This is a genomic window from Pseudomonas sp. SDO5522_S412, assembly GCF_054071215.1.
On sequence record NZ_JBSVWQ010000154.1, the window covers coordinates 1 to 13,619 of the forward strand.

Consider the following 13,619-nt stretch of genomic DNA (forward strand, 5'->3'; position numbering starts at 1 on the left):
GATTTATTGGCTGACCCACCGCATTCGCGAGCAAGCCCGCTCCCACATTTGACCGAGTTTGGGCTTGGAAAGTGTACTCGGCTCAGTGACTCAGTTCCCGCTTCAACACCTCATGGTCAATCGACTTCTGCCACCCGCATATCGCCAGGCACGCCACGCAATTGCCCAGCACATTGGTCAACGACCGACACTTCATCAGCCGCTCCACTCCCAACAACAAACCCACCCCTTCCAGTGGCACCAGTTGCAGGATGTTCAAGGTAGCAATCAGGGTAAACAGCGCCGAGCCCGCCACACTGGTAGACCCCAGCGAGGTAAACAGGCAGATCACCAGTACCGCCAGCAACTCGGGCACGGCAATCTCCACCCCGGCCAGATGCGCCAGGAACATAATGGCAGTAGTCAGATAAAGATTGGTACCGGCCAAGTTGAACGTATACCCGGTGGTCAACACCAGGCGCACTAATTGGCGATCACAGCCCAGCGCCTCAAGTTTGCTGACGCAACCTGGAAGTGCGGCCACTGAAGAGCCGGTGAACGTCACCAACAACAACTCTTCTTTCAAGTAAGCAATTAGCCGGCTCAATTTAACGCCGAGCAGGCGGGTAATCGTGGCGAACACTAGAATGACGAACACCGCGCAAACCAGGTAAATAACAACAATGAACTTCAAGAGCGGCAGCACCGAACTTAAACCGTACTTTCCCACCACAAATGCCATCGCCCCAAACGCCGCCAGCGGTGCGAACTTCAGGATAAACCGCAGCAACCAGAACAACCCGGCGACCGCCGCTTCCAGCCAACCGAGGCAGCGGTTTGCGACCTGGCCGCCACGCCCCAGCAGCAGGCCGCACAGCACCGCCACCAGCATCACCTGGAGCACCAGGCTTTGGGTGAAAACCTTGTAAAGACTGGACGAAATCGAGGTCATCGACAGCTCGTGCAACAGCGTTTCGGGCGCGGCAGGCGGTGTCAGATGATCAAAATCCAGGTTGGCCACTGCCGTATGATCCAGGCTGAACAACCACCCCGTCGACATTCCCAACACCAATGCAGCAAGGGACATCAGCTGGAAATACACCACGATCCGCCCCACTACATGCCGATGGTGGGGCTCGCGCTTGATACCTGCGACACCGGTCGACACCAGCACAAACAACAGAAATGGCATCAGTAACCCGACCACTTTTATAAAGGCGTCACTGAGCAGCTTCATCTCGATTGCCACGCCCGGATAAAACAGCCCTACAACCATGCCGAGTGCAATGGCAATCAAAATAGGCAAGGTGGCGTTATTCGAAAATCGGGTCGACATCAATGCTCCATGGTCTTTTTATTTATTGTTATTGTCGGATCAGGCCAGTTTCGGCATATTGGTCGCCAAGGCGCATTCAGGCCACAAATAATAAAGTCTTGTCACGGGATATACCACCATGGAACTTCGCCATTTACGTTATTTCATCATGGTGGCCGAAGAGCGACATTTCACCCGCGCCGCCGCTCGCCTGAACATGCAGCAGCCGCCCCTCAGCCAACAGATACGTGCCCTCGAACAAGAGCTGGGATTCGACCTGTTCAAGCGCCACCCCAAGGGCGTCGACCTGACTGCCGGCGGGCTGGTGTTTCTCGATGAAGCGCGAGTGATCCTCGCCCGCGTCGAGCAAGGTTCCCTCAAGGCGGCTCGCGCTGCCCAGGGTATCGAAGGCACGTTGGTCATTGCCTTCACCAGTTCCGCCGCCGCCCACCCGCTGATCCCGCGAATCATCCGCGCCTACCGCGAGCAATACCCGGGCGTGGAGCTCTCGATCAACGAAGGCAGCGCCCGGGAAGTCACCGAAGACACCATCGAAAAACGCATCGACATCGGCATCCTCCGCGCACCGGTGGGCGACCACCAGAGCCTTACGTTCCACCGATTGCTCAACGAAGAAATGCTGTTGACCCTGCCCGTCGGGCATGCGCTGCTCAAGGGCGCCGAGCCAAAAATCACCATGGCCGACCTCAAGGACGAACGCTTCATCCTGGTCCGCCGCCCCGGCGCGCCGGGGATGTACGCCAACCTGATCAAGGCCTGCCAGAACGCCGGCTTCGAGCCGAAGATTGCCTTTGAAGTGGAGCGCATGCTGACCAACGTCAGCCTGGTGGCCGCCGGTGAAGGCATCTCGGTGGTGCCGGCGTCGATGCGCGACGTGCATCGCGAAAGCGTGGTGTACTGCCAGATCAGCGATGCACGACCCAGGTTGCTGGCACCGATCACCCTGGTGCGGCGCGCGTTCAATCCGTCGGCGCCGTTGCAGAATTTCATTGGGCTGGCGCGGGAGTTGGCGGGGGTTTATCGCAAGGGTTGAAGGCCGATGGAACGTCAATCGACCACAAATAACTTTGCGCCAATGGCAGTGGAGGAACGATGCCCCTCCATGTCATTGCCCACCTGATAACTCATCCCTGCAGTCAGCGTGAACTGCCGGCCATCCTCCAGCTCGGTGTGCAGCTCACCTTCCAGGCACAGCAGGATATGCCCGCGCCAACACCAGTGATCAGCCAGGTAACCGGCGCTGTATTCGACCATGCGCACGCGGGTTGAACCGAACTGGCAAGTGCGCCAATACGCACTGCCGGTTTCGCCGGGATGCATCACCGGCTCGAGGGTCGACCAGTCGGTGGTGCCAAAGGGGATTGCGGTCAGGTCCATGGTTTTCTCGGCATTGAATAGGTATGGATGAACCGTATCTATAAGGTGAATGCCGCGATAGAGACAGATCCGCTGCATTTGCGGGATACAGGGCGATGACTCTTGGTATCCTGCCAAGCCTCTTCGCATGGAAGCCCGTCGATGAAGATCGATCCATCCTTTGTTGTGCATGAGACCGAGCACTGGCTGCTCAATCATCACCTGTCATCCGCACTGCCGGGCTACCTGATGCTGGGTGCCAAGGCGCCGGTTGACTCACTGGCCGAGATGCCCGATGCGGCGCTCGCGGAGCTGGGTGGGTTGCTGGCCAAAACCCAGCGGGTCATGGAGGCTCAGTTGAAGCCCAAGTGGCTTTACATCAGCCGGTTCGGGCATATGCCGGGCTTCCCGCTGCACTTTCATTTCATACCGGTGTATGGATGGGTTGAAGCGCTGTTCTGGCAGGATGAGCGCTATCGGGTGTTGCAGGATTTCGGGACGCAGCAGAAGGCTACCGACGGTGCGGAGCTGACGCTTTTTATCTGGCGGGAGTTTGGTGAGAGCCCTACGCCGCCGGTGGTTCAAGGAGCTTCGGTGAGCGAGGTGATCAGGTGTTTGCGTACGGAGTTCAATACCCAGGACGACACATGACCTGTGGCGAGGGAGCTTGCTCCCGCTGGGCTGCGCAGCAGCCCCAAGAAGGTCAGCGAGTTCTTTCAGTCAGATTGCGATAGCTTTATTGGGGCCGCTTCGCGACCCAGCGGGAGCAAGCTCCCTCGCCACAGCAAGCGCCCTCACCACAGTTTTTCCGTGTCAGCGCAAACGGCGCAGGTGTTTACGCATAGGAATACAGGCCAACTGCAACCCCGATGGCGAGTGGTAGATCGCCTGCTCATCGCCCATATACCCACACCGTCGATAAAAATCCGCCGCGTTCAACGTCGCGTCCAGGATCACTTCCTCGATCCCCAATTCCTGCGCCAACGCTTCCAGATACGCCAGTATCTGCTTGCCAATCCCGCGTCCGGTAAACCCGGGCAGCACAAACAGCGCACCGATTTCGTTGTTCGCCAGATCCAGCATGCCGGTGACCACAGGTTCAGCGTTCACGCAGCCCAGGTAAAAATGCTTGTCCATCAGCGTGTCGTAACCGTCCTTGGCTGCGCCTTGCGTCCACAACATCATCTGCTCGGACGTATAGGCGCCGATGCATTGGCTGCGTATGGCCAACAGGCGAATGTCGAAGGCTGCCTGTGCATCTTCCAGCGTGGCGCGTCGTATCTCGAGCATCTGTCCCTCCATGGACGTCAGGCGTTCTCGTCACCCGGTCGGGTAAACGAATAGCGATCAATATCGGTCCTCAGCTGCCAGCCCTGGCCCTGCCAATAACGGGCAGCGCTGTCGTTGGACTTGAACACATCCAGGTGGCATTTGCGGATGCCCAATTGCGCCAGGCGGGTGAGGCAGCGCTCAACCAACGCGTTCGCAATACCCTGGCGCCGATACGCGGGCAGCACCAGCAAGTGCTGCAAATACCCGCGCCGGCCATCGTGCCCGCACATCACGCACCCAACCAGCCCCCCGTCGACCTCGGCGACGAAACTCATGCCTGGATTGCGCTCCAGGTAACGCTCAGTGGCCTCGCGGGAGTCGGCGTCGCGCAGGGAGATGCCAGGCGTTTTCTGCATCAGTTCGAGCACGGCGTCGTAGTCGGCAGTGCTCATTACGCGAATAGTGACCATGGTGTTCAAAGCCCTCTGAGTTCGCACTGATTTTGCCTGTAGTTGTGCCGGTCGCGCACGCATAAATACACGACCGGATAACCGCTTGAGTCAACGCAGCTGAAACCAGGTGGTTTTCAGCTGCGTGTACTTGTCAAAAGCGTGCAGCGACAAATCACGCCCGAACCCGGATTGCTTGCCACCACCGAACGGCACCGCCACATCCAGGGCGTCGATGGTGTTGACCGACACCGTCCCGGCATTCAGGGCACGGGCCACACGGTGCGCACGGTTGAGGTCATCACTCCAGACCGAGGCCGCCAGGCCGTAGAGGCTGTCGTTGGCCTGCTGTATCGCCTGCTCTTCCGTGTCGAAAGCGCTGACGGCAAGCACCGGGCCGAACACTTCATCACGGGACAGGGCCATGTCGCGGGTCACGTCGGCAAAAATGCTCGGCTGGATGAAGTTGGAGGAGCCATTGATGGTCAACTGTTCGCCACCGCACAACAGCCTGGCGCCCTCCCCTTGGGCCTGGCTGATGGCGTGCATGATGCGTGCGGTTTGCTGACTGTCGACGATGGCCCCGGCCGCACTGCCCGGGTCCAGCGGATCACCCGGCATCCAGGCGCGCGACTTGGCGATCAGGCGCTCGACGAATTCGTCATGGATGGAGCGTTGCACGTAGAGACGGGAGTTGGCCGAACACACTTCGCCCTGGTTGAAAAAGATGCCGAAGGCGGCCTTCTGCGCCGCAAGGTTTAGGTCCTGGCAGTCCTCAAACACCAGGTTCGGGCTCTTGCCGCCACACTCCAGCCACACCTGTTTCAGGTTGGACTGGGCGGAATACTGCATGAAGTATTTGCCCACCTGAGTGGAGCCGGTGAACACCAGGCAATCCACGTCGGGGTGCAGCCCCAGGGCCTTGCCGGCACTGTCGCCGAGGCCGGGCACTACATTCAACACACCTTCCGGGACACCGGCTTCCAGGGCAAGCTGGGCCAGGCGCAGGGCAGAAAACGGCGACTGCTCGGCAGGTTTCAAGACCACGCTGTTACCGGCCGCCAACGCCGGCGCGAGTTTCCAGGCGGCCATGTCGAGCGGGAAGTTCCACGGCACCACCGCCGCGATCACCCCCAGTGCTTCACGCGTGATGGTTGCCAACGCGTTGTGAGCGGTGGGCGCGACTTGATCGTAGAGTTTGTCGAGGGCTTCGCCGTACCAGGCAAACACATTGGCGGCGCCGGGCACGTCAACGTTGTAGGCGTCCATCACCGGCTTGCCCATGTTCAGCGAATCGAGCAGCGCCAGTTCCTCGCGGTGGGTCATCAGTAATTCGGAGAGCCTGATCAAAATTTTCTTGCGCTCCACCGGCGGCATCCGTCGCCAGGGGCCGGTCTCGAAGGCCTGGCGTGCGCTGCGCACGGCCAGGTCGACTTCTGCGTCACCGCAGGCTGCAACCCGCGACAGCAACTGCTGGGTCGCAGGATTAATGGCGTCGAAGGTCGCCCCGGATGCTGCGCTCACTGAGCGGCCACCGATCAGGGCGGTGTTGATGAACGTCTGGCGGGCAACACGCTGTTGCCAGTAGTTAAGGTCGAACACGTTGTACTCCCAATGAATGGCGATGGATAAACGAGGGGTTCACTCGGCGATCTGCAGTTCCGGCATCTTCACGCGCAGCCCCCGCGTGATGCCCAGCAGGCACAGGAGCCCAAGCCCCATCCAGCTCAGGCCGATGGTGAACGACAGGCTGGAAAGGCTGCTCCATAGCCAGATCGTGCTGAGGAACCCCAGCGCCGGCACAACCGCGTACAGCAAGTAGTTCCTGGTGCCGCGCAACTTCTGGTCGACCAGGTAGTGCTTGATCACCGCCAGGTTCACCGCCGAGAACGCAAACAGCGCACCGAAGCTGATCATGTTGGCGACGGTATCCAGCGTGATGAACAAGGCAATCAGCGAGAACAGGCTGACCAGCACGATGGCCGTGGCGGGCACGCGCTTTTTCGTCACCAGCTTGCCGAGCACGCGGGGCAGCGCGCCGTCACGCCCCATGGCGAACAGCACCCGCGACACACTGGCCTGGGAGACCATCGCCGAGGCGAAGCAACCGGCGACATAGGTTGCGGTAAAGGCGGTCACCAGCAGTTCGCCGCCCACCCGGCGCATCACATCCACCGAGGCGGCATCCGGGTCGACGAAGCTGTTCCATTGCGGGAACACCATTTGCGCGAAATACGAAACCAGCAGGAACAGCAGTCCGCCGAACAGCGACACCACCATGATCGCCAACGGGATGGTGCGGCGTGGGTTGGGGGTTTCCTCGGCCATGGTCGACACCGCATCGAAGCCAAGAAACGACAGGCACAGCACCGCGGCGCCCGCCATGAGCAGCGGCGCGCTGAAGCCTTCATGGTGGAATGGCGCCAGCAGCGACACGGGTGCGGACTGCTCGCTCAGGGTGTGCACCGACAACGCCACGAACACCACGATGAACACCAACTGGGCGACGATGAGTATCCAGTTGACCCGGGTGATGGACTCGATGCCCACCAGGTTCAGTGTGGTCACCAGGGCAATCGAGCCGAGCACCCACACGGCGGTCGGCACCCCGGGAAAATACTCGGACATGTAGATGCCGATCAGCAAATAGCTGAGCAACGGCAGGAAGATGTAGTCCAGCAACAGGGTCCACCCGGCGATGAAGCCGAAGTAGGCGCCAAACGCCTTGCGGGTGTAAGAGTAGACCGAGCCCGAATAGGGATGCGCCTGGACCATGCGCCCATAGCTGTAGGCCGTCAGCAGCATGGCGGCGAGGGTCAGCATGTAGGCGGTCGGCAAGTGGCCCTTGGTCATTTGGGTCACCAGCCCGTAGGTGGTAAACACCGCCAGCGGCACCATGTACGCCAGGCCGAACAGCACCAGCCCGATAAGACCCAACGGCTGACGGAACCGGCGGGACGAGGCGGCTTTGGGTGAGGATTGATGAGCGGGTGTATCGGTCACGTTTGTTATTGTATTCATGGGTGACTCCTGGAAATGGGGATGCAGGGCGTCGCGGCATTCGATGGCATCGATGCCGTTCAGCGTTGCCTGATGGAGGTTGCGCACCACCCCTCGCCTGGGGTGGCGCGCTGGTCACTTCAGCGTTTTCCCGCGATCCGTGCGGTGCGATCCACGGCGATGCGGGTCTTTTCAACCAGCTCGTCCAGCTCAGTGCGCGTGGCCACCAGTGCCGGCGCCATGATCATGCGGCCCAGCGTCGAGCGAATGATTACGCCCTCTTCGAAACCAAACGTGCGGCACTGCCAGGCCAGGTCGTTTTCGTTCTCGAAGCGCTTGCGGGTGCTCTTGTCTTCGGCGAACTGCAAGGCCGCAAGCAGGCCCGTGCCCTGGATCTCGCCGATCATCGGGTGATTGCCAAACACTTCATGGAGGATTTTTTGCAGGTACGGTCCGGTGTCGTTCTTCACCTGGCGCACGATGCCTTCGTCCCGCAGCGCCTTGAGGTTGGCCAGCGCCACCGCCGCCGCCACCGGGTGCCCGGAATAGGTCAGCCCGTGGGCAAACACGCCGCCGCGCTCCACCAGCGCATCGGCCACGCGCTTGCTCAGCACCAGGCCACCCATCGGCAGGTAACCGGAGGTCAGGCCCTTGGCGATGGACAGGGTGTCGGGCTCGAAACCGAAGTGTTGATGGGCGAACCATTCGCCGGTACGGCCAAAGCCACCAATCACCTCATCGGCACACAGCAGCACATCGTATTGCCGGCAAATGCGCTGGATCTCGGGCCAGTAGCTTTCCGGCGGGAAGATCATGCCGCCCGCGCCCTGGAACGGCTCGGCGATAAACCCGGCGACGTTTTCAGCGCCCAGCTCGAGGATTTTCTCTTCCAGCTGCAAGGCGCAGCGGCGGCCGAACTCGGCAGGCGTCAGCTCGCCGCCATGGGCGTACCAGTAGGGTTCGTCAATGTGTGCCACGTCGGGAATCAGGCCGCCCATCTCGTGCATGAACTTCATGCCGCCCAGGGCAGACGCCGCCAGCGTGGAGCCGTGATAACCATTCCAGCGCCCGATCATGATTTTTTTCTGCGGCTGGCCGACCACTTGCCAGTAACGGCGCACGGTACGAATCAGTACTTCGTTGGCCTCGGAGCCGGAGTTGGTGTAGATCACGTGGCTGTAGTGGCCTGGCAACAGGCTGAAGAGCAACTCCGACAACTCGATCACCGCCGGGTGGGTGGTGTGGAAGAACATGTTGTAGTACGCCAACTGGTCCATCTGGGCGGCGGCGGCAGCGGTCAAGTCCCTGCGACCGTAACCCAGCTGGGTGCACCACAGGCCCGACATGCCGTCCAGGTAACGCTTGCCTTCGCTGTCCCACAGGTAAAGGCCCTCACCGCGCACCATCACCCGCGGGCCTTCGGCATTCAGCGCTTTTTGATCGACAAAGGCATGGATGTGGTGGGCCGCATCCGACTTCTGGTAGTCCTCGGTCAGGCGGTTCAGTTGGGCGGGTACGTTCATGGTATTTCTCTCTTATTAGTAATGACGCAAGGGCGAGCAACGCCGCTCAGCGGTGCTTGCTCATGTAGCTTTCAAGGGGGTCTTTGCTCAGGACGCCCTGGGCTTCGGCCAGCGAATCGATAAACAGGGCAAACAGTTCCGATTGCGCGCCGATATCGAGCTTGGTGTAGATGTGTTTGCGGTGGGACTTGATGGTGTCTTCCGAGACGTCGAGGCGTTCGGCCAGCGAACGGGTGGAATGCCCGCGCAGGATCAGTTGGGCGATCCGGCATTCCCGCTCGGTCAATATCGACGAGCCGAAGTTGTTCAGCGCCGAGTGAATGCGCTGCTCCAGCAGGTTTTCGAATCGTGCCCCCTGGGCATCCAGGCCAACGAAATGCTTGCCCAGCACCGCCAGCACCCACGGCGCGATGCGTTTGAATTGCCCGGTGGTGGTGGCGTCGAGCTTTTGCGTAAAGGCCAGCGACACCGCCAGGCTCGAGCCGTTGCTCGACTGCAGGATGTAGTTCAGCTCATCCTCCAGATGGGAGTGGCGGTAAAACGACTGGAAGTATTCGCTGAGCTCGAAGTGATCGGGGGCGACCTCGGCCAGCTCGTAACACCCGGAGCTGACGCCCTCCACACAGGCCCCGTAAAACGGGTCGAGCAGATAAAACCCCGACAGGTACTGGCGCACATTGCCTTGTGGCAACCATGGCCCGTCCAGCTCGAACAGCGCACTGGGCATGCCGCCGCGCGGGTAGAAATACAGCGTGGTGGCCTGGATCGGCTGGAGATAACCGAGAGCCTCGAACAAGGTCGCGGCGAACCCCGATTGCCCGATGCTATCGGTCACCCGGGCCATCTGTTCGAACCATTGCGCAGAAGAAAGCCGGTCGTTTTCCACTTCAAACACTCGCTGAAAGAACTGCAAGGATGGTTGCACACCCGCTCCATCCTCGAAATCACCCGATAGGGTGAGCCTGCATCCGATATTTATGCTCACTTCCCAGCTTAATAATATTTTATTAAAAACCGCCCTCCCCCTAGCCTTGAAGCCATGCCCAAGCTGAATCCAACTGCATTACGCAAGGACAGACACATGACTCAAGCAATAACAAAAACAGACACGCTGGTGGTGGGAGCCGGTCAGGCTGGCGTCGCCATGAGCGAGCACCTGAGCAAGCAAGGCGTGCCGCACCTGGTGCTGGAGCGCAGCCGTATCGCCGAGCGCTGGCGCACCGGCCGCTGGGACTCGCTGGTCGCCAACGGCCCGGCCTGGCATGACCGTTTTCCGGGCCTGGCTTTCGATAACGTCGCCCCCGATGGCTTTGCGCCGAAAGAGCGTGTGGCGGACTACTTCGAAGCCTATGCACGCAAGTTCAATGCACCGATTCGCACCGGCGTCGACGTGACCTCGGTGGTGCGCAATGTAGGTCGCCCAGGCTTCACCATCCACACCAGCGAAGGCGTGATCGAAGCCAACCGCGTGGTGGCGGCCACCGGGCCGTTCCAGAAGCCGGTGATTCCGGCGATTGCCCCTCAAGACAGCGCGCTGCACCAGATCCACTCCGCCGACTACCGCAACCCCGCGCAACTGCCGGCCGGCGCGGTGCTGGTGGTGGGTGCGGGTTCCTCCGGGGTGCAGATCGCCGACGAACTGCAACGCTCCGGGCGCCAGGTGTACCTGTCGGTGGGTGCTCACGACCGCCCACCGCGGGCCTATCGCAACCGCGACTTCTGCTGGTGGCTGGGCGTGTTGGGTGAGTGGGACCAGGCCGCGATGAAACCCGGCCGCGAGCACGTGACCATTGCGGTGAGCGGCGCCCACGGCGGCAAGACCATCGACTTCCGCGAGCTGGCCCAGCAAGGCATGACCCTGGTCGGCCTGACCCAATCCTTCAACGGCAGCGTTGCGAGCTTCCAGCCCAACCTGGTGGAAAACCTGGCCCGCGGCGATGAGAACTACCTGGCCCTGCTGGATGCGGCGGATGCCTATATCGAGCGCAACGGCCTCGACCTGCCGCCAGAGCCCGAAGCGCGTCGTGCGTTTCCCGATGCCGAGTGCATCAAGCACCCGATCCTGGAACTGGACCTGGCCAAGGCCGGTATCACTTCAATCATCTGGGCCACCGGCTTTGCCGTGGATTACAGCTGGCTGAAGGTCGATGCATTTGACGCCGCCGGCAAGCCGCAGCACCAGCGCGGCGTGGCCAGCGAGTCGGGCATCTACTTCCTCGGTTTGCCATGGCAGTCGCGCCGGGGCTCGTCGTTTATCTGGGGGGTGTGGCATGACGCCAAGTACGTGGCTGACCATATCGCCATCCAGCGCCAATACCTTGAGTACCGCGAACCCACACCGGTTGTTCACACCTCACCTGTCAGCGCCTGATCACTTTTTTCTGGAGTTTTTTTGATGCCTACTCACACTCGCATCCGCATGTTCAACACCAAGGAAACCTACCCTAACCAGAGCCTGGACAATGACCTGTGCCAGGCCGTACGCGCCGGCAACACGGTGTATGTACGGGGCCAGGTGGGCACCGATTTCGACGGCAACCTGATCGGCCTTGGCGACCCGCGCGCGCAAGCCGAACAGGCAATGAAAAACGTCAAGCAACTGCTGGAGGAAGCCGGCAGCGACCTGAGCCACATCGTCAAGACCACCACCTACCTGATCGACCCGCGCTACCGCGAGCCGGTGTACCAGGAAGTCGGCAAGTGGCTAAAAGGCGTGTTCCCGATCTCCACCGGGTTGGTGGTTTCGGCCCTGGGCCAGCCACAGTGGCTGATGGAAATCGACGTGATTGCAGTCATCCCCGAGTAATCCAAGGAGGCACGACATGACCTTTTCAATCGTCGCCCGCTGCGCGGAAACCGGCCAGATGGGCATTGCCATCAGCTCATCGAGCATCGCCGTAGGCGCCCGCTGCCCATGGCTGCGGCCCGGCGTGGGTGCGGTCTCGACCCAGAACATCACCCTGCCCGCCCTCGGCCCGGACGTACTCGATCTATTGGAGCAAGGCCTTGCCCCTGCCGATGCCGTAGACAAGGCCCTGACCCGCAACGGCTACAGCCAATACCGGCAACTGACGGCGATTGATCACCTCGGGCGCACGGTGCATTTCAGCGGCAACGAAACCCTTGGCACCCACAATGCGGTGTCGGGCGAACAGTGCGTGGCCGCCGGCAATATGCTCGCCGACCGCGCGGTGATCGAGGCGATGGTCAAGGCCTTCGAGCAAGGCGAAGGCCAACTGGCAGACCGCCTGCTGGCCGCGATGCATGCAGCCATTGCCGCCGGGGGCGAAGCCGGGCCGGTGCATTCCGCCGCGCTGGTGGTGGTGGGCGAGCTGACCTGGCCGATCATCAACCTGCGGGTGGATTGGGCCGACGAGCAGCCGATCGCCGAGCTGCAAAAGCTCTGGGACGCCTACCGTCCACAGGTGCAGGACTACATCGACCGCGCCCTCGCCCCGGACCGCTCCCCTGGCTACGGCGTGGCCGGAGACGACCGATGAGCACCAGCCGGGAACTGCTGCAGGCGCTGGTGGGGTTTGATACCACCAGCCGCGAATCCAACCTGAAGCTGATCGAGTTCGTGCGCGATTACCTGGCAGGGTTCGGCGTGCCTTGCGAGTTGATCTACAACGATGAGCGCAGCAAGGCCAATCTGTTCGCCACCCTCGGCCCGGCGAATGTGCCCGGGATTGTGCTGTCGGGGCACACCGATGTGGTGCCGGTGGATGGCCAGCCGTGGACGTTGCCGCCGTTTGAGTTGACCGAACGCGACGGCAAGCTGTTTGGCCGGGGCACGGCGGACATGAAGGGCTACATCGCCTGTGTACTGGCGCTGGTGCCGGCCTTGGCAAGCGCAGACTTGCGCATGCCGGTGCACATCGCCCTGTCCTACGACGAGGAAGTCGGCTGCCTTGGGGTGCGTTCGTTGCTCAAGGTGCTGGAACAATGGCCGGTGAAACCGCTGCTGTGCATTATCGGCGAGCCCACCGAGTTGAAGCCGGTGCTGGGCCATAAAGGCAAGCTCGCCATGCGCTGTGAAGTGCATGGCGAGGCCTGCCATTCGGCGTATGCGCCCCAGGGCGTGAATGCGATCGAGTATGCGGCCGAGTTGATTGGTGAGCTGGGGCGAATCGGCCAGCGCCTCAAGGTGCATCAGGACGAGCGCTTTGACCCGCCGTTCAGCACCGTGCAAACCGGGGTGATTTCCGGAGGCAAGGCGTTGAATATCGTGCCTGCCGATTGCCGTTTTGACTTTGAAGTGCGCGCCCTGCCCTCGATGGACCCGGGTGAAGTGGCCGAGGAGCTACAAGCCTATGCGATGCAGCAGGTGCTGCCGCGGATGCAGGCGGTGAGCCGGCAGAGTGCGATTCGCTTCAGTGAGTTGTCGGCGTACCCGGGGCTGGCCACCGACCAGCGCAGCCAGGCGGCGGAGCTGATTGCGGCGTTTTGCGGCTCGCGGGAATTTGGCACCGTGGCGTTCGGGACCGAGGGTGGGTTGTTTGATGCGGCGGGCATTCCGACGGTGGTGTGCGGGCCTGGGAGCATGGACCAGGGGCATAAGCCGGATGAGTTTGTGAGTGTTGCGCAACTGAAGGCTTGCGATGCCATGTTGTTGCGCATGCTCGACTCGATTCGCGCCTGAAACGCGGGCCAAATGTGGGAGCGGGCTTGCTCGCGAATGCGGTGTGACAGTCACCCGATGTA

Annotated in this window: 14 protein-coding genes; 6 read left to right on the forward strand and 8 right to left on the reverse strand. The window is 61.3% G+C overall.

Annotated features, from left to right (window positions below):
* Nucleotides 1-82: 82 nt before the first annotated feature.
* Nucleotides 83-1,315 (reverse strand): cation:dicarboxylate symporter family transporter, encoded by a 1,233-nt coding sequence (locus tag ACW9I6_RS23780; protein ID WP_177049684.1) that lies wholly within the window; start codon nucleotides 1,313-1,315, stop codon nucleotides 83-85.
* A 118-nt stretch (nucleotides 1,316-1,433) separates the two neighbouring features.
* Between ACW9I6_RS23780 and ACW9I6_RS23785 the strand changes: the two genes are divergently transcribed.
* A complete protein-coding gene (locus ACW9I6_RS23785; RefSeq protein WP_457339908.1) occupies nucleotides 1,434-2,348 on the forward strand; it encodes a LysR family transcriptional regulator in 915 nt (304 codons plus the stop codon).
* Nucleotides 2,349-2,362: 14 nt separating this feature from the next.
* Here ACW9I6_RS23785 and ACW9I6_RS23790 read toward each other — a convergent pair whose 3' ends face one another.
* Nucleotides 2,363-2,692 carry a DHCW motif cupin fold protein gene (locus ACW9I6_RS23790; protein ID WP_087692424.1) on the reverse strand — a complete coding sequence of 110 codons (330 nt, stop codon included), beginning with the start codon at nucleotides 2,690-2,692 and terminating at the stop codon, nucleotides 2,363-2,365.
* 141 nt (nucleotides 2,693-2,833) lie between these two features.
* On the opposite strand from ACW9I6_RS23790, the gene ACW9I6_RS23795 reads away from it, so the two are divergent.
* Nucleotides 2,834-3,322, forward strand: a complete 489-nt coding sequence (locus tag ACW9I6_RS23795; RefSeq protein ID WP_102368849.1) for an HIT family protein — start codon at nucleotides 2,834-2,836, stop codon at nucleotides 3,320-3,322.
* Nucleotides 3,323-3,484: 162 nt separating this feature from the next.
* Here ACW9I6_RS23795 and ACW9I6_RS23800 read toward each other — a convergent pair whose 3' ends face one another.
* The 6 genes from ACW9I6_RS23800 to ACW9I6_RS23825 form a co-directional block, all read right to left on the reverse strand.
* The gene (locus ACW9I6_RS23800; protein ID WP_177028164.1) at nucleotides 3,485-3,961 is read right to left on the reverse strand and encodes a GNAT family N-acetyltransferase; all 477 of its coding nucleotides are present in this window, start codon (nucleotides 3,959-3,961) and stop codon (nucleotides 3,485-3,487) included.
* 17 nt (nucleotides 3,962-3,978) lie between these two features.
* The gene (locus tag ACW9I6_RS23805; protein ID WP_219736773.1) at nucleotides 3,979-4,476 is read right to left on the reverse strand and encodes a GNAT family N-acetyltransferase; all 498 of its coding nucleotides are present in this window, start codon (nucleotides 4,474-4,476) and stop codon (nucleotides 3,979-3,981) included.
* A 27-nt stretch (nucleotides 4,477-4,503) separates the two neighbouring features.
* Nucleotides 4,504-5,994: an aldehyde dehydrogenase gene (locus ACW9I6_RS23810; protein ID WP_457339909.1), complete on the reverse strand. Its 1,491-nt coding sequence runs from the start codon at nucleotides 5,992-5,994 to the stop codon at nucleotides 4,504-4,506.
* Nucleotides 5,995-6,033: 39 nt separating this feature from the next.
* On the reverse strand, nucleotides 6,034-7,413 hold the full coding sequence (locus ACW9I6_RS23815; RefSeq protein WP_457339910.1) for an APC family permease: 1,380 nt from the start codon (nucleotides 7,411-7,413) through the stop codon (nucleotides 6,034-6,036).
* Between the two features lie 119 nt (nucleotides 7,414-7,532).
* Nucleotides 7,533-8,915, reverse strand: coding sequence for an aspartate aminotransferase family protein (locus tag ACW9I6_RS23820; RefSeq protein ID WP_134326381.1), 1,383 nt, complete (start codon nucleotides 8,913-8,915; stop codon nucleotides 7,533-7,535).
* A 46-nt stretch (nucleotides 8,916-8,961) separates the two neighbouring features.
* Entirely contained in the window at nucleotides 8,962-9,759 is a 798-nt protein-coding gene (locus tag ACW9I6_RS23825; protein ID WP_102370257.1) for a helix-turn-helix transcriptional regulator, read from the reverse strand.
* 195 nt (nucleotides 9,760-9,954) lie between these two features.
* Here ACW9I6_RS23825 and ACW9I6_RS23830 point away from each other — a divergent pair, with 195 nt between their 5' ends.
* The 4 genes from ACW9I6_RS23830 to argE are packed head-to-tail and all read left to right on the forward strand — an operon-like array spanning nucleotide 9,955 to nucleotide 13,557.
* Nucleotides 9,955-11,286, forward strand: coding sequence for a flavin-containing monooxygenase (locus ACW9I6_RS23830; protein ID WP_371316561.1), 1,332 nt, complete (start codon nucleotides 9,955-9,957; stop codon nucleotides 11,284-11,286).
* Nucleotides 11,287-11,310: 24 nt separating this feature from the next.
* A complete protein-coding gene (locus ACW9I6_RS23835; RefSeq protein WP_003207327.1) occupies nucleotides 11,311-11,721 on the forward strand; it encodes a RidA family protein in 411 nt (136 codons plus the stop codon).
* 16 nt (nucleotides 11,722-11,737) lie between these two features.
* Nucleotides 11,738-12,415: a DUF1028 domain-containing protein gene (locus tag ACW9I6_RS23840; protein WP_003207324.1), complete on the forward strand. Its 678-nt coding sequence runs from the start codon at nucleotides 11,738-11,740 to the stop codon at nucleotides 12,413-12,415.
* Complete coding sequence (gene argE / locus ACW9I6_RS23845; protein WP_102606138.1) at nucleotides 12,412-13,557, forward strand: acetylornithine deacetylase; 1,146 nt, start codon at nucleotides 12,412-12,414, stop codon at nucleotides 13,555-13,557. The genes ACW9I6_RS23840 and argE overlap by 4 nt, the downstream gene beginning before the upstream one ends.
* The last annotated feature ends 62 nt before the right edge of the window (nucleotides 13,558-13,619 follow it).